This window comes from Paraburkholderia madseniana (assembly GCF_009690905.1).
In the GTDB taxonomy this organism is placed as follows: Bacteria; Pseudomonadota; Gammaproteobacteria; order Burkholderiales; family Burkholderiaceae; genus Paraburkholderia; species Paraburkholderia madseniana.
The window spans coordinates 1-19,080 of the sequence record NZ_VOSW01000039.1; the positions used below are offsets into that span (position 1 = coordinate 1).

Annotated in this window: 13 protein-coding genes and 1 tRNA gene; 3 read left to right on the plus strand and 11 right to left on the minus strand. The window is 61.0% G+C overall.

The genetic code is table 11. The features are described from left to right. The first annotated feature begins 324 nt into the window (after positions 1 to 324). Positions 325 to 672: a hypothetical protein gene (locus tag FSO04_RS20830; protein WP_154562034.1), complete on the plus strand. Its 348-nt coding sequence runs from the start codon at positions 325 to 327 to the stop codon at positions 670 to 672. A gap of 235 nt (positions 673 to 907) precedes the next feature. Here FSO04_RS20830 and FSO04_RS20835 read toward each other — a convergent pair whose 3' ends face one another. The 8 genes from FSO04_RS20835 to FSO04_RS20870 form a co-directional block, all read right to left on the minus strand. Further along, a complete protein-coding gene (locus tag FSO04_RS20835; protein WP_154562036.1) occupies positions 908 to 1,171 on the minus strand; it encodes a PAAR domain-containing protein in 264 nt (87 codons plus the stop codon). Between the two features lie 49 nt (positions 1,172 to 1,220). Beyond that, on the minus strand, positions 1,221 to 2,885 hold the full coding sequence (locus FSO04_RS20840) for a tetratricopeptide repeat protein (RefSeq protein ID WP_233464934.1): 1,665 nt from the start codon (positions 2,883 to 2,885) through the stop codon (positions 1,221 to 1,223). 1 nt (position 2,886) lies between these two features. Further along, positions 2,887 to 4,857 (minus strand): phospholipase D-like domain-containing protein, encoded by a 1,971-nt coding sequence (locus FSO04_RS20845; RefSeq protein WP_171924998.1) that lies wholly within the window; start codon positions 4,855 to 4,857, stop codon positions 2,887 to 2,889. A 39-nt stretch (positions 4,858 to 4,896) separates the two neighbouring features. Continuing rightward, a complete protein-coding gene (locus FSO04_RS20850) occupies positions 4,897 to 7,629 on the minus strand; it encodes a type VI secretion system Vgr family protein (protein WP_154562038.1) in 2,733 nt (910 codons plus the stop codon). An 815-nt stretch (positions 7,630 to 8,444) separates the two neighbouring features. After that, positions 8,445 to 8,681: a hypothetical protein gene (locus tag FSO04_RS20855; protein ID WP_233464935.1), complete on the minus strand. Its 237-nt coding sequence runs from the start codon at positions 8,679 to 8,681 to the stop codon at positions 8,445 to 8,447. A 148-nt stretch (positions 8,682 to 8,829) separates the two neighbouring features. Further along, positions 8,830 to 8,919 (minus strand) — tRNA-Ser (locus tag FSO04_RS20860). Between the two features lie 158 nt (positions 8,920 to 9,077). Continuing rightward, on the minus strand, positions 9,078 to 10,388 hold the full coding sequence (serS, locus tag FSO04_RS20865; protein ID WP_154562040.1) for a serine--tRNA ligase: 1,311 nt from the start codon (positions 10,386 to 10,388) through the stop codon (positions 9,078 to 9,080). 136 nt (positions 10,389 to 10,524) lie between these two features. Further along, the gene (locus tag FSO04_RS20870; RefSeq protein WP_154562042.1) at positions 10,525 to 11,838 is read right to left on the minus strand and encodes a replication-associated recombination protein A; all 1,314 of its coding nucleotides are present in this window, start codon (positions 11,836 to 11,838) and stop codon (positions 10,525 to 10,527) included. 361 nt (positions 11,839 to 12,199) lie between these two features. On the opposite strand from FSO04_RS20870, the gene cytX reads away from it, so the two are divergent. Then, the gene (gene cytX, locus FSO04_RS20875) at positions 12,200 to 13,516 is read left to right on the plus strand and encodes a putative hydroxymethylpyrimidine transporter CytX (RefSeq protein ID WP_154562044.1); all 1,317 of its coding nucleotides are present in this window, start codon (positions 12,200 to 12,202) and stop codon (positions 13,514 to 13,516) included. An 81-nt stretch (positions 13,517 to 13,597) separates the two neighbouring features. Here the strand turns inward: cytX and speB are convergent, their stop codons facing one another. Next, positions 13,598 to 14,587: an agmatinase gene (gene speB, locus FSO04_RS20880; protein ID WP_154562046.1), complete on the minus strand. Its 990-nt coding sequence runs from the start codon at positions 14,585 to 14,587 to the stop codon at positions 13,598 to 13,600. A 171-nt stretch (positions 14,588 to 14,758) separates the two neighbouring features. Here speB and FSO04_RS20885 point away from each other — a divergent pair, with 171 nt between their 5' ends. Continuing rightward, a complete protein-coding gene (locus FSO04_RS20885; protein ID WP_097391679.1) occupies positions 14,759 to 15,679 on the plus strand; it encodes a LysR family transcriptional regulator in 921 nt (306 codons plus the stop codon). Between the two features lie 142 nt (positions 15,680 to 15,821). Here the strand turns inward: FSO04_RS20885 and lolA are convergent, their stop codons facing one another. Together lolA and FSO04_RS20895 are read right to left on the minus strand one after the other, a co-directional pair. Then, a complete protein-coding gene (gene lolA / locus FSO04_RS20890; RefSeq protein WP_154562048.1) occupies positions 15,822 to 16,559 on the minus strand; it encodes an outer membrane lipoprotein chaperone LolA in 738 nt (245 codons plus the stop codon). A gap of 205 nt (positions 16,560 to 16,764) precedes the next feature. Further along, complete coding sequence (locus tag FSO04_RS20895) at positions 16,765 to 19,080, minus strand: DNA translocase FtsK (RefSeq protein WP_154562050.1); 2,316 nt, start codon at positions 19,078 to 19,080, stop codon at positions 16,765 to 16,767.

A 19,080-nucleotide genomic window follows, 5' to 3' on the forward strand; every position in this document is an offset into this window, starting at 1 on the left:
ACCGCTCCATCAAACTGTTCGGTGCCACGGTCTGGTGCTGAAGAATGGCTTGAGCCGGATGCGAGGTGACTCGCACGTCCGGTTCTTAGGGGGCGGCGGCGCAGCAATGCGCCGCTGCTACCCGACAATCACCCCATCCGCACAAGGCCGCGCAAGCGGCGTTTTCATGTGTGTTGCCTTCGCACGTCTATGGGCGGGCCATGGCAAGGAGACCTTTCGGGGTCTGCCGGTGGATGGGTACCGGTCTGTCAACCTTGTCTTGTGCCCGCTCACCCGATGACAGCGGATGCGGGCGCTTTTTGATCACCCATCGGGAGCGCTTTTATGACTTCGAATACCCCCTCTTCTTTTTCCAAACCCCGTACGCGCGATGAGTTCATCGAAGGGCTGCTCGACGCAGCGGCTAGCGCTGGGGATTTCTATGTGCAGCAGTTTGGACGGCTGGCGGCGATTGCGCAGTCGATCCGGATTGGCGAATGGTCACCCGAAGACAATGCGCAGTTGGTCGAGGCTTTGGAAGGCATTGCCAGTCAGTCGGAGAGACGGGCAAAGATCGATGTGGACTTGTATCGGGGCATGCTGACGGGACACATAGTGGCTTGTTGCTCACATGATGACAAAACCAAGGCTGTCGCTCTCAGCCTCGCGCCTGCCAGTGAAACGAAGCACTAAGTAGATGATGGCGGCTTTGGCCGCCATCATCACGATTCCGACGACCGCAGATCGGCAAGAACGTACGTTAAGGATGCCTCGGTGGCCCTCGCAGGAGCGCCACCGAACGTCAATTCCTCGAACGAGGATTACGGCGTCCAACCGCTCAAGTGTGAAGCGCGACGCGAAGCAATGCCTATTAGGCTGGACGCAATCGAACAAGTTGTTGTGCTACTCCTCGCCACTGCGCCCGAGGTCAAGACATGGTCACCGTCGAACAGCGGCTCACCAGCGTGCAGCCGCACGTCGCACGATGCCCGTGCAGTGCAACCGGAGCACCACCGAACATGCTGTTCCCGTCACCTTCCGCGATCGTCTGGGTACCGTGCTCCTTGCACTCGACCGTATCGCCCTTGCGGGCAACCGGTTTGCCGTCCACGATGTCGGCATTCGAACCGGTCGTAACGGTGCCTCCGTGAGGGGCCAGCGTATCGCCAACCACAATGACCTGACGAACCATCAACTTCCTCCAACTTTGGCCGGTGCTACGGCCTGCCGATCCGACTTAATCACAAATCGATCTCGCGTACACCGGCCATGCCAGTTTCCGCGTTCGGACTGCCAAGATACGTCCATTGCACATCGGCGATCGCCGCGTCGATGAAACGCTCACCGGGATGCGGAAATGCGTGATCTTTCTCGACGAACGCCTGCTGATCCCACCGGTTGTACAGCACGGCCATCGGATGATCGCTGGCAACATGGCCTTCCCATATGCCGGTTTGGGGACAGCGCTGCTGTCCACTGCACCTGACTTGCGAAGCCGGTTGCGGAATCTCGCGCAGGAACCCTGCGTCAATCATGTGCTTCAGGAAATCGTCCCGCTGTGGGGGTAGGACATAGGCCTCACCGAGGTAATGCCATTGCACCTGTTCGGCGGTGAGCCAGCCGGAAGACGATGCCTCGAAACGCTCACCCGCCTGGTAGCGCTCCGGTGTGTTCCGGCGGGCGGGAATCAGTTGGGTCTTGGGAGCAGATGCTGGACCGTATAGCGCGAGCCAGTAGCCGTCGCGCGGCACGATCTGGTTGCCCGCAACCGCCATCGTGCTTTGTTCCACCGACGACACAGCGTATCCGTGCGGAATGAATTCGCGCCCTTGCAGTGCTGCGCCCTGTTGCGGTTTGGGCGGTGGTGTCACGGCCTTTGCGCCGTCGATCAATGTCTGCACGTCGCCGTCCCATTTGGGCAAAGGGGCCGGAGGCAGGGGCAGTACCTTGTCGAGATTGGGAAGCTTCAGACGGCCACCATAAAACTCCAGCGCGTCGCCAAGCTTGCTGTAACGCTGGGCACGGGCCTTGTCAATGTGGCCGACGAGATTGGTGCCATCGTTAAGACCCAGGCCGTTGAATTCGGGAGCAATACTGTTTGCGGATTTTGCACTTCCAAGTTTGACGCCTTCGTGCAGAATCTTGAGTGCCCGTAACTTCGCTTCCGGGGTATTGGGACGTGCGTAGATCAGGCTCAGCTTTTCGGCGGCATCCCCATAGCCTTGCGCAAACGCACACTCCAACATCTGAGTCGCAATGGGTAAGTTGCCCCAAAACCCTTCACCTGGGTCGTCATAGGTACCCGCCATCTTATAGCCCAGGAAGGTCTGCGCGGAGGGGCTGCCCATATCGGCGGCGCGCTGGAAGAAAGCATAAGCGCTTGTAGCACTTCCGCCTTTGACTATCCCGTTCTGGTGATAACTGCCCATCATGTCGTACGCGTCAGGAACCCCCAGTTTCATCGCTTTCTCTACCCAGCGAATCGCCGCTTCCGGATCGTGTTCCGGAACGCCCGGATTGTCGCTCAGAATCAGCGAGGCGAGATTGAGCATGGCCTTCCAGTGATTGCGTTCAGCCGCTTGCATGTACAACTGATAAATCTTCGGGTAGTCACGTTTCGTGACATAGACATTCGGATCATCGAGAGCCAATGCCTGCTGGAACCACAGTTCGGCCTGCGGATCGAGAGGGGGGAGGTGCTGGTCCTGGTACACGCAGGTGAAGGCTTTGCGGTGCGGATTGAACAGCGGCAGTTTTTCGTAGCGCGGCAGGTCGGACATGGAGATGCTCAGCTTGCTGGTGAGGGCAGTAAAGGGGCTGGCCTGCGCGCCAGCGGCCATTACACCGAGGCTAGCGACCAGAAATCGCAGAACGAGGGCGATGAGCCCAATACGGAATCGATACATGTTAGGCATATTCCGCATTTCCTGAAGACGGCATCGTCACCGAGGCGTGCATTGTGTTCGTGGCACGTTGATCTTCGAAGGGCAGGAGAAACCCTGTCATCTTTTGCTTTCCCGCCAACTGGATGTCGCGATTTTGTGCCATGCGTTTATTCCACGCCTTGAAAACGTCCGGCAAATCGGTAGGGCTACCACTACCGGGAATGTCGCCGCCCGAATGCAGACTGAAGACCTCCTGGCGCAACGAACCAGCATATTCCAGTCCGGTCACACCGATATTGATTTCGCTGTCTGACGACATGCTGCGCTGGTTCAGGTTTGCACTACCCACCGTAAGGAACACGTCGTCGATGATCATCAGTTTGGAGTGGATATAGATTTCGCGGTACGCCATGCCATCGCCGTGCGGGCCGCTCGTGCGCAACCGGGCAACACTCACTTTCATTCCAGTTGTGGCTGCAAGCTGCTGCGCGCTTGGGCGGTCTAGCACCTTGCGTTCAGTGCTGATGGGGCCGTCCGGCGTCTGGACGGTATCAGTAATAGTTTTTGCGTCCGCATAGTTCTGGCTGATATTGCCGTCATCAACGTACTTCCGCTGCGCGGACATTCCGTCGCTCGCGCCAAGCTCGGTGAGCGTGTCATACGTGCGCGGAATCATCCCGTCGTCCTCTGGATGAGGGATAACGATGAACAGATGCAGCATCGGCATCTGCGAAACGGGCTTGCCCGACTTTGCCGCCCAGGCCTCGCAGAATGTTTGCCGCGTCTTCTTCAGTTGACGCGCGAAGGCGGGGTAAAAAAAATACTGGTTCTCGATGTAGATGTAGTTGCGGGCGAAACTGCTCGCCTGATAGTACAGTTCCTTGATCGTCTTGTCTTTCTCGCGCGGATGGGTACGAACGATCTGTACGCCGTGTGCCGGATTTTTGGGCGCCTTCGGGATGTTGGCCGGTATGTCCGTCAGCTCGTTGACCTTATGGTCTGGCGCGAAGATGTTCCAGTCGCTCACGAAGTTATGATGCAACCGCTTGAGCGCGGGACCGACCACGCGGCACGCGTAGTCCTGGTACGGTCTGCCGTGCACGTAGCCTTTCGTCGCGGGTTGCCCTTGCGTCGCCTCCTCGTGCGCCTGCTCGTCCTTGAGCTTGCCCTTGGCTAACGCCTCCCGTATCGGGTCGTCGATCTTGTGGGCGGTGGTGTCCCAGTAGTCGGTCACTGAGTTCAGTCCCATGACGTAACCCACTGCGTAACGCCCTTCTTCGTAGGCGTAATCGATAAGGATTGGTTTCTGATGATGCGTCGGATAATTTTCCATCAGACCGGTTTCATCAGCCGGATTCCCCGCCACGTAAACCGGCTTGTCCTCCTCGTCGGCCAGTGCGTGCTGGGCATCGGCGGTTTCGATGGAGCGGAATGCAACCTGAAGACGCGGATTTTTCCCGCTGACATTGCCTTTCGGCAGATTGTCTTTCCACCACTGAATACAGTATTCCTGGCGCTTCTTGCTGTCGTAGGGAGACGACGAAGTGCCGACTATCCAGGCCGCCGGATTGGTGAATGGATTGTGGCCATTGTCGGAGTAGCCGGGTACGTTGTTCTGTTTGGCCGAGGCAGTTTCGGCGTACCAGACCATCAACCTGACCGTAACCGGGTTCTCCTTGCGGGTCGTGATCTCTTCAAGCAACGCCCCATAGGTTCGCCCGCGCGGCCACGTGTCGCCGCCGCGCACGAGTTCCATACCTGGGTCGAACCCCCAGCAGATGATCTCCACGGTCGATTTAGCATTTTTCAGGTCGTTCGCGATCGACCTGAATCCATCTTCGCCACAGATCATGAAATCGAGCGTGTTCTCATAGGTAATCGGCGCGATATCCTGGCGTTTTTCCAGTAACCATTGCACCGACCCCTGCGCGGTACGGGTCTGTTCGTCAATCGCGACGGTTGCCGGATTCTGGGACTGTAGGGTGTCGGCCACGTTCAGGTCCTTGTCATCAGTGTGTCTGGATGTATTGCATCAGGCCAGCCGTTCGCCGCGATTGGTCCGCTGGTCGGCATGGTCAGGATCGCCTTGAAGGGCATCCTTGACGTTCAGATCGTAGTGACTGCCGTTGGCAAGCTGGACCTGATACGCCGGCGTGCCGAGCTCATGATCCTTCACTACGACACGTCCGAATTCGTCTGTTACGCCTTCGCCAATCTTTGCCCCGCCCTTGTAGAGGTCATAGGGTTCACTGGCGAACTGATGCGCTTCGCCCGGCAACGCTCCGAGCGCGAAATGCAGTTGCTCCTTCTCCGGCGGCAGCGCAGGAATGGATGGTGTGCTCACGCTGTCCGGTCCGGTGAAAATCCGGCTTGCCGAGTGCACCTCGAAGCCGCCTGACGTACCGCTTTTGATCTGTCCGGCTGTCCAGCGGGTATAGCTGCCACCCCCGTTGATCTCGACCTCCTGCTGCGCGCTGATCGTGATCTTGGTCGCGGTCACCGTCACGTTCAGCTTCGCCAGCAGGTTGATACTGTCCTTTAGCGCCTTCACATCGATGTCGCCTGCCGCCGCAATCAGTCGCATGCCTGCCTCGGTGACGAACAGGCGAAACGCTTTGCGTGCGCTGGCAAAAAAGCCGCCGCCTGTGCTGATCGATACGTGCTCGCCGGTTGTGACCGAGGTGGTCTTGCCGCTGCTCAGATGAATCTGCTCCGGCGTGCTGGTGGCGACACCTGCGGGACTTGCCATCACGAGATGCGGCTGCTCGAACTGCTTTAGCGCACCGCCGCCCTGGATAGCTTTTGCTTGAGCTTTCAGGGTACTGGCGACTGCCTTCTGTTCGCCATCCTGTGCCCCCGCTGTCTGAGCCGACTGCGCGAGGCTCGCCGCCGTATCCTGGGCGCTCGCCAACTGGAGGTTCACCTCATCGACGCTGAACGCGTCTCCGGTTGCGCCCGAGCGCGGATGGGTTGTCAGCAGCAGCCCGCGCGCGCCACGCACGGCTGCATTCCCATCGGTGCGCAGCTCCACGCCTTCACCGCGCTTCTCGCCGCGACCGGACGGCTCACTTACCCGCGTGATATAGCCCGCGTGCAGGCCCGACTCGAGGTGATCGCTACGTATCTGCGTTTGCACCTGCCCAGTGGTGTCGTCCTTCAACCAGACGTTGTTCTGGCTGCCGCCGATTTCCTTGCTGACGAACCCCGACAGCATGTGCTGGTCGGGCAGGTTCCACTGCGGCCGGTTCGCGCCGTTGCCCACGCGCGCCGTGATGAGCGGCCGGTCTGGATCGCCGTCGAGAAACGATACGACCGCCTCGTCGCCAATTCTCGGTAGCTGGATACCGCCAAAGCCGCCGCTTGCCCACGGCTGCGCGACACGCACCCAGCACGAACTCCTGTCATCGCGCTGGCCGACGCGGTCCCAGTGAAACTGCACTTTCACGCGGCCCAGTTCGTCCGTATAGACCTCCTGCCCGCCCGGTCCCACCACGGTCACCGTCTGCAACTGCATGGCGGGTTTCTGATGTTCGAACGGGCTACGATAGGGGACGGACTTGCGCTGGACCTCTATCTCGACGCGGAAAAAACCGCCTGAGCCATCCGCGTGCGGCCCGCTGGAAGCCGGGCTGTCCTGAGCGCTTTCACGCGCCTGGGCTAACCGGTTTTGCAGGCTGTGCGGGAAGTTCGCATGATGACTCGATGCCGGAATGTTGTTCTCAATCAGCCATACCGTTTCGATGATCGCGAACTGCCGCCTGTCGGCAGCGTCGGGGTCGTGCTCTGGATGCCCGGTGAGTTCGAACCAGCGCCCGGCGTCGATGCCGCGCACACCGCCGACACCGTAAAACCGCTTCGCCTCCGACTCCCATTGCTCCATGCGAATCTTCGACAGGTGCTCGCCGCGTTCCTGCTTCTGGTAACTATAGGGTCCCGTGTATTCGTAGACTTCCAGCTCGTCCGGCAATTCGTGCGACACCGTGGGGATGCTGGTGCCTTTCGGATTGGCGAGCGACGACGGGCTTTTGTAATCGGCTGTCCGGGTTGTCAGCACCGCGCTGTGCAGGGTGCGTTCGCTCGACCAGTGAACCAGCGCGTCCAGTTCGCTGCTCGTACCGTAGCGGGAAAACTGCACCGTCTGCGGGGCGAGCGGTTCAAACGTGTCGAGCCGGTCCGTAATCGTCAGCGTATGCGACTTGCCATCCTCGCCCTGTGTCCAGAAGCCGAACAGTCCCTCCTCTTCGATCAGCCGATGAGCAAAATTCCAGTCGTCTTCATATTGCGTGCAATAAGACCTCGGCGGTAACGGTGTCGAGAGTTTGAACTGAAACTGGCCTTTCGCTTGGGGGTGGGCATTGAACACATCGGTCAGGATGACGTCGGCGGACTTATCCTGCCAGATACGCTGGTCGCGGCGGAATTTGAGGAAATTCATCCACGAGGCAAAACGGATCGAATAGCTGGTTAATCCGCCGTCTGATCCTAGTCGCCGCACGCCGAATACATAGCCGTGAAAGGGACGATAGGATTTATCCGCCTGCTGAAGCCAAAGGGTTACCGGTTGGCCGATCAGTTTTTTAAGCTTGATATTGCCGTTTGTTGACTGAACGTCGAGCGTGAATTCGAAATGCCGCCCGATTCGCGACCAGCCCACCGCCCGTTGTGGTAACAGCACACTGCTCCCGAGCGGCGTATCCAGTTTCAACAAACGGTCCTGCTGGATCAGCCCGCCCTGAATGGCTCTCACAATATCCTGCGCATCCATTTCCACCCCAAGTTACTTTTTACGTGCGTATTGTCGTGAGCGAGAGAAGACTTTTAGCGACCCGGTAGTCGATCGATTTACCGGCAATGTCCATTCTCGATACGAAATTCACCATGCCACTGGCACGCTCCCGGGCCACGCCACGAGTTTGATGAAATATAGATGGGCCATTTCCGGCGAGCTGACCGGGCACAAAAAGGGAGGGCCTAGTCTGATCATATCAGCCGTGCTGCAATTCCAAGTCAACTTCATGACATGAATTAACAGATTTTATGCTGGGTAGATAAATCTCGGTCACGGTGCGCGCGACTCACGACGACAGCGGGGCGCGGTCCCGGACGGCCAAGGAACATATAACGCAATGGCCGCAACTGCTGAGCGAATCGCAATACGCTTTGCTCTTTCTCTTAGCTGCTCACGATCTAGCGATGTTTCGAATATTCGACTAGCAATGAATCAGTTAGTAGGACAGTCGATGCGCAAGAGGCAATTCAATAGTCGTCCCTGAACAATTCGCCTTGTGTGCAACCGGCGTCACGCCATCACATCAGCGGCATTGCTGAGGTTGAGCAAGGCAGCAACAACGAAGGCATAAAGAGGCCGTAGCTTCATGTATCAATATGTCAGGTCCCTGCAATTCCCATACACCATTTCGACCGTAAAGCCTCACCACACAAGAGCTTCCGGATTGTTCAGGTTCGACTAGCGAGTGCATCCGCTAAACAAAGGCTTGGTGAAAAATTACACGCGATAAAAAACCGCCCAAAGGCGGTTCTTAAAGAGAAGCGTACATTGCCAACGTATCTGGGTATTTCTCAACCAGCTTGATCAAGACAGCAGCCTGAGCATTCGGCTTTGCTTTCCCTTGCTCCCAGTTCTGGTAGGTACGTGGGATTGACACGAAGCCGGCGCGCCATCGCGGCTTGCGACGCATGTAGGCCTTCTCGCCGCGTCTTTATCTCTTCAGCGGGGCCCTGTACGACGTCCGGCATTTCGACATCGACCTTGCGCAGAGTTATCTTGCCTTCGCGCTCAGCGGCAAGCTCAGCCATGCCTCCCTTCAACTCGGCAAACCACCCGCAGACCGCCACGCGTGTGCAAGATGCGTGGGGGCAACACGCGGCGAACCCTGCTCAAAAGAACGGCTCTTTTTCGCGGGCAGAAACGAAAACAGGCCCCGAAGGGCCTGTTTTCTAAATTTGGCGGAAAGGGTGAGATTCGAACTCACGGTACCCCTAAAGGTACACTGGATTTCGAGTCCAGCGCATTCGACCACTCTGCCACCTTTCCGGGTCTTCCAACTCACAGCAACAAGGCTATTTCGTCAGATCCAAGCGGGTCGTTGCTTGGGAGAGAAAGATTATAGAACAGCTGAATCCGATTTCCAAGCCCCTCGGCCAAAAAATTTCAAAGGGACTTGGCAATCGGCAGCGGCCTTAGCCGCTGCATCAGCCCGGCGCCAATCGAGCCGCCGGCACTTCCAGCCGCTCCACCCCACCAAGATAAGGACGCAGCGCCACCGGCACCGTCACCGAACCATCCGCGTTCTGGAAATTCTCCAGCACAGCCACGAGCGTGCGGCCGACCGCCAGCCCCGAACCGTTCAGCGTATGCACCAGCTCCGGCTTGCCCTGCGCATTGCGGAAGCGCGCCTGCATCCGGCGAGCCTGGAACGACTCCGTGTTCGAGCAGCTCGAGATTTCGCGATACGTATTCTGCGCAGGCACCCACACTTCCAGGTCATACGTCTTGGCAGCCGAAAAACCCATATCGCCAGTGCACAGCGTAATCACACGGTACGGCAGCTCAAGCTTCTGCAGAATCGCCTCAGCGTGGCCGACCATCTGCTCCAGCGCGTCATACGACGCTTCCGGCGCGACGATCTGCACCATTTCGACCTTGTCGAACTGATGCTGGCGGATCAGCCCGCGCGTGTCGCGGCCATACGAGCCCGCTTCCGAGCGGAAGCACGGCGAATGCGCGGTCAGCTTGATCGGCAACGTGTCCGCTTCGACGATGCTGTCGCGCACCGTGTTCGTCAGCGAAATTTCCGACGTCGAAATCAGATACTGCGTGACCGTGTTCTCGTCACCGCCCTTCTCGACGCGGAACATGTCGTCGGCGAATTTCGGCAGTTGGCCGGTACCGTACAGAATCTCCGGATTCACGATATACGGCGTGTACACCTCGGTATAGCCGTGGTGCAGCGTGTGCGTGTCGATCATGAACTGCGCCAGCGCGCGATGCAGCCGCGCTATCTGGCCGCGCAGCAACGTGAAACGCGCGCCCGACAGTTTCGCGCCGGTCTCGAAGTCGAGGCCGAGCGGCGTGCCGACGTCGACGTGATCCTTCACCTCGAAATCGAACTGGCGCGGCGTGCCCCAGCGGCGCACTTCGACGTTCCCGGTTTCGTCCTGACCCATCGGCACGCTTTCGTGCGCCAGGTTCGGCACGCCGAGCAGCAGGTCGGACAGACGCTTCTGGATATCGTCGAGCTTGGCCGCCGACGCCTTCATCTCGTCGCCAATCCCGCCCACTTCGGCCATCAGCGCCGACGTATCCTCGCCCCGCCCTTTCATCCCGCCGATCTGCTTCGACAGAGTGTTGCGGCGCGCCTGCATCTCTTCGGTACGGGTCTGGGTGTCGCGGCGTTCCGCTTCGAGGGCGGCAAAGGCCGCCACGTCGAGGGTATAGCCGCGGTCGGCGAGGCGTTTGGCGACGCCGTCGAGGTCTTTGCGCAGCAACTGGATGTCGAGCATGGGATGGGGCGGGTGTTCGTTGTATGAAGCAGCGATTTTAGCGCACCGGCGCGGGCGGCCGGGGCGGTAGATGGTCAAGACGTGCGGAATGGCGACACGGCATCTGAAACCGCCGCAGAAGCCCAGGCGAAAAGGCTCAGCCCTTCTTCGGCTTGTTCTCGCTGCGCCACTGCGCGTCGAGCTCGGCCAGACGCGCCATCTTGTCGCCGATCTTGCCTTCAAGACCGCGCGACGTCGGCTCGTACCAATGGGGGTCGCGCATGTTGTCCGGCAGATAGGTCTCGCCGGCGGCATAAGCATCAGGTTCGTCGTGCGCATAGCGGTATTCGTGACCGTAGCCGAGTTCCTTCATCAGCTTGGTCGGCGCGTTACGCAGATGCACCGGCACGCCGCGCGACTGGTCTTTGCTCACGAAACGGCGCGCTTCGTTGTACGCGTTGTAACCCGCGTTCGACTTCGGCGCGACCGCCAGATAGATGATCGCCTGCGCCAGCGCCAGTTCGCCTTCAGGCGTGCCGAGGCGTTCGTAGGTTTCGGAGGCGTCGAGCGCGATGCGCGCCGCGCGCGGGTCGGCGAGGCCAATGTCTTCCCATGCCATGCGCACGATGCGCCGTGCGAGATAACGCGGGTCCGCGCCGCCGTCGAGCATGCGGCAGAACCAATACAGCGCACCGTCCGGGCTGCTGCCGCGTACCGATTTATGCAACGCGCTGATCTGGTCGTAGAATGCGTCGCCGCCTTTGTCGAAGCGGCGCAGATTCTCGGCGAGCGCGCTGCCAAGCAAAGCGCCGTCGATTTCGGTGCTCTTCTGCTGGGCCGCCGCGCGCGCGACGATTTCCAGGTTGTTCAGCAGCTTGCGGCCGTCGCCGTCGGCGGAACCAATCAGGGCGTCGCGGGCTTCGTCGGTGAACGTGAGGCCGCCGAGTTCTTTCTGTGCGCGGTCGAGCAGCTCGCGTTGTTCTTCGTCGGTGAGACTCTTCAGCACGTAGACGGCGGCTCGTGAGAGCAACGCGCTATTCACCTCGAACGATGGATTCTCGGTCGTCGCGCCGACGAACACGAACAGGCCCGACTCGACGTGTGGCAAGAACGCGTCCTGCTGGCTCTTGTTGAAGCGATGCACTTCGTCGACGAACACGAGCGTCTGATGTCCGTTCGCGCGATGAATTTGCGCGGTCTCGACGGCTTCGCGGATATCCTTCACGCCCGAGAGCACCGCGGACAACGCGATGAACTCGGCATGAAACGCGTCGGCCATAAGCCGCGCGAGCGTGGTTTTGCCGACGCCGGGCGGGCCCCAGAGGATCATCGAATGGGCTTCGCCGGATTCGAATGCGACCCGCAACGGCTTGTTCGGGCCGAGCAGGTGCTTCTGGCCGATCACTTCGTCGATATTGCGGGGCCGCAGGCGTTCGGCGAGCGGAACATTGGCACGGGTTTCTTCAAACATGACGTTTTGGGGATAATCTCGGCTTTTCCGGACGCGGTCCGTGTGAAGGCGGCGTGCTGCCGGATGAACAAAGCCGGCACGCAAGAGTGCGGGCAACGTCACGCATTATGACAGCGACGGCGCTCGGGCGATGAGCGCGCCGACTAGCCAGTAATCTCGCCGACAGCCTGACAGGCTAACATCGCGCGCGGATTGGCCGGCAACACCGGCATCGCACGCGAATTTAGAGGCAACACCAACCGCAACTATGTTGCATGGGACCGGAGTAAGAGCTTTGCATGGGACCGGAGTAACGCGCTAAAGCGCAAACTCTGGTCGACAGCTAAAGCGCTAACTCCGGTCGACACAGGGACAAGATTAGATGGCACAAGATCCACTCGCCGGCGACGCCGGTTCCACCTACGCACCGCTCACGCCGGTGCCCGACTCGCGCCGCGCGTTCCGCACCGGCGACGCTTTCGCGCTCTGGTTCTCGCTCGGCATCGGCCTGCTGGTCGCGCAGGCGGGCGCGCTGCTGGTGCCGGGGCTGTCGCTACCGCATGCGTTGCTGGCGATCGTAATCGGCAGCGTGATCGGCGTCGTATTGCTGGCGCTGGCCGGCGTGATCGGCACTGATACGGGGCTCGCGGCGATGTCGTCGCTGCGGCCGACGCTCGGTGTGCGCGGCGCTTCGGTGCCTGCTGTGCTGAACGCCGTGCAACTGGTCGGCTGGGGCTCGTTCGAGGTGATCGTGATGCGCGATTCCGCCGATGCGCTCGCCAAACAGGCCTTCGGTTTCTCGATGCCGCTGATCTGGACCGTGATCTTCGGTTTGCTCGCGACGCTGCTGGCGATCAGCGGCCCGCTGTCGTTCGTGCGGCGGTTTTTGCGCACGTGGGGCATCTGGCTGCTGCTGGCGGGCGCCGCGTGGCTCTCGTGGAATCTGCTTGCCAAACACGATCTGGCCGAGTTGATGCGCCGTCCGGGCACCGGCGAGATGTCGTTCGGCGGCGCAATCGATCTGGTGGTCGCGATGCCGCTCTCGTGGCTGCCGCTGATCGCCGACTACACGCGCTTCGGCCGACGCCCCGGCGAGACCTTCCGCGGCACGCTGCTCGGCTATGGCATTGCGAACATCTGGTTTTACGCACTCGGTGCGATCTACGGTCTCGCGGCCGGTGGTGGCGATGCGCTGCTGACCGGCGCGCTGGCGCAAGCAGGCGGCGGCCTCGCCCTGCTGCTGATCCTGATCGACGAAGTGGACAACGCGTTCGCCGACATCCACTCCGCAGCGGTCTCGACCGGCACGTTCTGGACGCGCGGCAGCGTGCCGTTGTTGTCTGCGGCGTTCGGCGCGCTGTGCACGGCGATCGCCTTGCTCGTGCCGATGGCGAAGTATCAGAACTTCCTGCTACTGATCGGCTCGGTGTTCGCGCCGCTGTTCGGCGTGGTGCTGGTGGATCACTTCATCGTGCGCAAGCGTCGCATTGAAGCCGCCGTGCTCGGCGACGTGCGCGGCCGCTATGGCTTCTCGGGCGGCTGGCATTTGAGCGCGTTCGCGTCGTGGGCAATCGGGATCGTGGCGTATCAGGCGATCAATCAATGGCTGCCGAATCTGGGCGCTACCTTGCCCGCGTTGGTGATCGGCGCGGTGTGTTATCTGGCGCTGGTGTCGACTCGGAAAACTGCATACGCTTGAGTCGTGCAAGCATCCTCGCAATACAGAAAAGGCCTGCAAATGCAGGCCTTTTCTCTTCATGCGCCATCAATCGTGGTCAGTTCACCGCTTCGACGCCCGATACTCGACACCCGGCAACACGCACAGCAATTCGAACGCGAGATTCGCGCCGAGCAACGCGGTCGTACCGAACGGATCGTACGGCGGCGCGACCTCAACCAGATCGCAGCCGACGATGTTCAAGCCATGCGAGCCGCGAATGATTTCCAGCGCCTGCGGCACCGTCAATCCGGCGATTTCCGGTGTGCCCGTACCCGGCGCGAAAGCCGGATCGATACCGTCTATGTCGAACGTGATGTACACCGGACCGTCGCCCATGCGTTCGCGCACACGTGCCATCAGCGGCGCCAGCGACTGGTTCCAGCATGCCTCTGCCTGCACGACTTCGAAGCCCTGATCGCGGCACCAGTCGAAGTCTTCAGCCGCGTAGCCCGTGCCACGCAGACCGATCTGCACGACGCGGTCGCAGTCCAGCAAGCCCTCTTCCACCGCGCGGCGGAACGGCGTGCCGTGCGCGATCTTCTCGCCCATCATCGTGTCGTTGACGTCAGCGTGGGCGTCGACGTGAATCAGACCGACCTTGCCGTACTTGCGATGAATCGCGCGCAGGATCGGCAGCGCGATCGTGTGGTCGCCACCCAGTGTGATCGGCTTGCAGTTGTGCTGGAGGATTTCGTCGTAGGCGGTTTCGATGCGCTTGATCGAATCGTGCAGGTTGTACGGATTGATCGCGACGTCGCCGAGGTCGGCCACGCGCAGCGAATCGAACGGCGCGGCGCGCGTCGCCATGTTGTACGGACGCAGCAGCACCGATTCGCTGCGGATCTGGCGCGGCCCGAAGCGCGCGCCGGTGCGGTTCGAGGTGCCGAGATCGAACGGCACGCCGACGAAGCAGGCGTCGAACCCTTCGGCCGAGCCGACGTTCGGCAGCCGCATCATCGTCGCAATGCCGCCGCAGCGGGGCATTGCGTTGCCGGACAGCGGCTGCGGCCGTTCACCGGCATCGGGGGAAATGAAGGAGGAAGTATTCATCGTGTCTCGGCAATGAAAAGAGGGGCAGTAAGCAAATACGTGCAACCGGCCGAAGGATCAATAGAAAAAGCGCACCTTGCCGGGCGAATCTCGATTCTTGAGCAGTTTCCCGCAAGTTAAAATACGAACAGAATAAACTTCACATTGATTCGTAGCGATGTATCCTGCCGTATGTTCTCCCAACTCACCGATCTCGACCTGCGGTTGATCCGCGTCTTCCTCGCCATCGTCGACGCCGGCGGTGTCTCGCCGGCCCAGGCCACGCTCAACGTCGGCCAGTCGACCATCAGCACACAACTCGCCACGCTGGAAACACGCCTCGGCTACCGGCTGTGCGAACGCGGCCGCGGCGGCTTCAGCCTGACCGCGCGCGGCGAGCAATTTATCGACGCAGCCCGCGCTCTACTGTCCGCCGTCGATACTTTCGGCATGCAGGCGCGCAATGTCGGCCGCAAACTGGTCGGCACGCTCGATATTGGCATGATCGGCCACACACCGGTATCGGCGAGCGCGCGCATCAGCGACGCGATCGGCCGGTTTCGGGCGCGCGATCAGTCGGTGCGGTTTTCGATTCTGGTGCGCTCGCCGGGTGAACTCGAAGAACTGCTGCTGAACGGCCGCATTCAGATCGGCATCGGCTATTTCTGGCATCGCGTGCCGTCGCTCGAATACACCGAGGTGTTCGCCGAAGATCAGTTCGCGTATTGCGCGAAGGGGCATCCGCTGTTTGCTTCTGCCGGCGAGGTGTCACCTGCCGAAGCCGCGGCTCACGAATGGGCGTGGCGCAGTTATCCGCTGCCCGAAGCCGAAAGTTCGACCACGCCGCAAAACGTCACCGCGCTCGCGGACAATATGGAAGCGGTCGCGATGCTGGTGCTGTCGGGGCATCATCTTGGCTATTTGCCGGGGCATTTCGCGGCGCCGTTCGTGAAGCAAGGCTTGTTGGCCGCGTTGAATCCCGCACAGATGAAGTACCGGGTGGCGTTTCATATGGTCACGCGGGCGCGGCAACATCGGACGGATATTGTCGAAGCGTTTATCGACGATATGAAGGCTGCGCATCCCGTGCAGGTGCTGGAAGTGGATGAGTAGCGGTTCTGCTCAGCCGGCGCAGGTTCGGAAAGGGCGAATAGCGCGTCGGGCGCGCAGCGCGATCGGCAATCGGCAATCGGCAATGAAAAAGCTGCGCTCCATGCGCAGCCTTCCTGCAAATCAGCTTACTGCAACAACCCGCTTAACCGTTGATCACATCCGCGCCCTTCGGCACCGTGAACTTGAATGCATCGGCCGGCAGCGGCGGGTTTTTCTGAATGTTCGAGAACGTCAGCAGCGTCACGTTACCGAACACATCGTGCAGTTCCATCGCTTCAAGATTGCCGTCCTTGAAGCCGATGCCAACGCGCTGAAACTGCGTGTCTTTCGCCTTCGGCGTCAATTCGAGCCAGTCGATGCCGGCCTTCACGCCTGCGTCACGCAGCGTGAAGTTCTTGTCCAGATCGTTGCTGCCGAACAGGATCGCCGCCGGGCTCGCGCCGAGCGCGCCGCCGAGACTGCGCACCGTCACCTGGTTCAGATCCTTGTCGTACACGTACAGCTTGTCGCCGTCGGCTTGCAGCAGTTGTGCATAAGGCTTCTCGTATTGCCAGATGAACTTGCCGGGACGCGCGAACGTGAACGTGCCGCTTGATGTGCCGGTCTTGCCAGCCGTGGACAGCACGCCGCTCGCGCCGCTTGCACCTTGCGCCTTGCTCGGCGCGCGCACTTCCTGCTGCACAAAGGTACCGCGCGCGGAATGCACTTGCGCGACAAATGCCTTCAGTTGCTCGGTGCCGCTCGCGAATGCCTGTGACGCGACGAGCATCGACGCTCCGATCGCGACACTGCCGACGCCACGTACGATCGTACGAACGAGTTGGCTGACACGGTTGGGTTGAGCACTCTGTCGAGCGTGCTGCTGCGCGAATAGCTGCATGGTGTTTTCTCCCTTGATTGAATTTGTTGGGCGGTCACAGCGGCGGGCTTTGTGGGCAGCGGCCGGGTGGCCGTGGCGGCTGGCTTGAACCGCGCAGCCGAGGGACGAGCCCTCAGCCTTGGGTCACAGCTTAAGCACAAAGCCTTAAGCGGGGCTTATACGCGGTGCTTTGAGGCTGGTCCGGTGGACTAGCCGTATGGATTGCCTATTCCGCTTCCCGCGCCGGCGCAAGAATCTCTCGATTGCCGTTCGATGACATCGCCGACACCACGCCTGAGTTCTCCATCTGCTCGAGCAGGCGCGCCGCGCGGTTATAGCCGATGCGCAAATGCCGCTGCACCAGCGAAATCGACGCACGGCGGTTCTTCAGCACCACATCGACCGCCTGGTCGTACAACGGGTCGGCCTCGCCGTCACCCGAGCCGGATCCCCCTGCGCCCGCGGAGCCTTCGTCGCCTTCGCCCGTCACGCCGCCTTCGAGAATGCCCTCGATATAGTTCGGCTCGCCCTGCTCCTTGAGCTTGTCGACGACGCGATGCACTTCTTCGTCCGACACGAACGCGCCGTGCACACGCACCGGCAAGCCGCTGCCCGGCGGCAGGTACAGCATGTCGCCCATGCCGAGCAGCGATTCCGCGCCCTGCTGGTCGAGAATCGTGCGCGAGTCGATCTTCGACGACACCTGGAAGGCCATGCGCGTTGGCACGTTGGCCTTGATCAGGCCGGTAATCACGTCGACCGACGGACGCTGCGTCGCCAGAATCAAGTGGATGCCTGCCGCGCGCGCCTTCTGCGCAATCCGCGCGATCAGTTCTTCGACCTTCTTGCCGACCACCATCATCAGATCGGCCAGTTCGTCGATCACGACGACGATGTTCGGCAGACGCGACAGCGGCTCCGGATCGTCCGGCGTCAAGCTGAACGGATTCGGCAGCTTCTCGTCGCGCTTGGCGGCTTCGTCGATCTTGTTGTTGTAGCCGGCGAGGTTACGCACGCCGAGCTTGCTCATCAGCTTGTAGCGGCGCTCCATTTCGGCCACCGCCCAATTGAGCGCGTGACCCGCCTGGCGCATGTCCGTGACCACCGGACACAGCAAATGCGGAATGCCTTCGTAGACGCTCATTTCGAGCATCTTCGGATCGATCAGGATCATGCGGACCTGATCGGCGCTCGCCTTGTAGAGCAGCGAGAGGATCATCGCGTTGATACCCACCGATTTGCCCGAGCCGGTCGTACCGGCCACCAGCAAGTGCGGCATTTTCGCGAGGTCTGCGCATACCGGCTTGCCGCCAATGTCCTTGCCGAGGCCCATGGTGAGCGGCGAAGCCGCGTCCGCATAAACCGCCGAGCCGAGAATCTCCGAGAGACTCACGGTCTGACGGCGCTGGTTCGGCAACTCCAGCGCCATGAAATTCTTGCCCGGAATCGTTTCGACCACGCGAATCGACACCAGCGACAGCGAACGCGCCAGGTCCTTCGCCAGACCGACGATCTGGCTGCCCTTCACGCCAGTAGCCGGCTCGATTTCATAACGCGTGACAACCGGGCCCGGATACGCGGCGACCACACTCACTTCGACGCCGAAGTCCTTGAGCTTCTTCTCGATCAGGCGCGAGGTGAATTCGAGCGTATCGGCGGAAATGGTTTCCTGCGCGGCCGGCGCTGCGTCGAGCAGCGAGATCGGCGGCAAGGTGGAGTCGCCCGGCAGGTCCGTGAACAGCGGCACTTGCCGCTCTTTCTCGACGCGTTCCGATTTGGCGGGCGTGACGATGGGCGGCACGATCATGACCGGCTCGTGCTCCTCGATCCGCACGCGGCCCTTTTCGACCTTGCCTTCGCGCTTCACCGCGGCAGCTTCGCCCAATTTACGGTCGCGGCCGGCCTCGCGGCGCAGCTTGGCGAAAGTGACCGCCGAAATGATCGACTCGCCGACCTTTTCCGACACCGACAGCCACGAAAAACGGAAATACAGCGACAAACCGATGCCGAGCACGATAAGTAGGGCCAGCGTGCCGCCCGTGAAGCCGAGCGCATGCGATATGCCGCGCGCCACCGCCTCGCCGATCACGCCGCCCGGCGCCCGCGGCAACTGCACTTTCAGCGACCACATGCGCAACGCTTCGATACCGTCGCAGGCGAGCAACACCAACATGAACGCGAACGCGTCCGCGAGCCAGCCGGCATCGCGCGGCGCGTCATCCTGCAGTTCCTCGTGGCGAGTGATGCGGCGGTAATTGGCGGAGATATGGCGGCCGAGCAGCACGATCCACCAGTAGGCGGACAGCCCGAACAGCAGCAGCAGGATGTCGGACGTCCACGCGCCGACGCGGCCCGCCCAGTTGGCGATGTGGTCGACCTGCGCGGCATGCGTCCAGCTCGGATCGTGCCGGCTGTAGCTGACGAGCGCCATGAGCAGGAACACGCCGAGCGCGACCTGCAAGATCCAGCGGATTTCGGTGAAAAGGCGCGACATGCGGTGCGGCAATGCCTGCGCGCTCGCGGAATAGGGAGCTTTTGCCAT

What these genes read in the sequence shown, in the direction of transcription:
- FSO04_RS20830 (WP_154562034.1), top strand. Translation starts at nt 325, where the DNA reads ATGACTTCGAATACCCCCTCTTCTTTTTCCAAACCCCGTACGCGCGAT.
- FSO04_RS20835 (WP_154562036.1), bottom strand. Translation starts at nt 1,171, where the DNA reads ATGGTTCGTCAGGTCATTGTGGTTGGCGATACGCTGGCCCCTCACGGA.
- FSO04_RS20840 (WP_233464934.1), bottom strand. Translation starts at nt 2,885, where the DNA reads ATGTATCGATTCCGTATTGGGCTCATCGCCCTCGTTCTGCGATTTCTG.
- FSO04_RS20850 (WP_154562038.1), bottom strand. Translation starts at nt 7,629, where the DNA reads ATGGATGCGCAGGATATTGTGAGAGCCATTCAGGGCGGGCTGATCCAG.
- FSO04_RS20855 (WP_233464935.1), bottom strand. Translation starts at nt 8,681, where the DNA reads ATGGCTGAGCTTGCCGCTGAGCGCGAAGGCAAGATAACTCTGCGCAAG.
- serS (WP_154562040.1), bottom strand. Translation starts at nt 10,388, where the DNA reads ATGCTCGACATCCAGTTGCTGCGCAAAGACCTCGACGGCGTCGCCAAA.
- FSO04_RS20870 (WP_154562042.1), bottom strand. Translation starts at nt 11,838, where the DNA reads ATGTTTGAAGAAACCCGTGCCAATGTTCCGCTCGCCGAACGCCTGCGG.
- cytX (WP_154562044.1), top strand. Translation starts at nt 12,200, where the DNA reads ATGGCACAAGATCCACTCGCCGGCGACGCCGGTTCCACCTACGCACCG.
- speB (WP_154562046.1), bottom strand. Translation starts at nt 14,587, where the DNA reads ATGAATACTTCCTCCTTCATTTCCCCCGATGCCGGTGAACGGCCGCAG.
- FSO04_RS20885 (WP_097391679.1), top strand. Translation starts at nt 14,759, where the DNA reads ATGTTCTCCCAACTCACCGATCTCGACCTGCGGTTGATCCGCGTCTTC.
- lolA (WP_154562048.1), bottom strand. Translation starts at nt 16,559, where the DNA reads ATGCAGCTATTCGCGCAGCAGCACGCTCGACAGAGTGCTCAACCCAAC.
- FSO04_RS20895 (WP_154562050.1), bottom strand. Translation starts at nt 19,080, where the DNA reads ATGGCAAAAGCTCCCTATTCCGCGAGCGCGCAGGCATTGCCGCACCGC.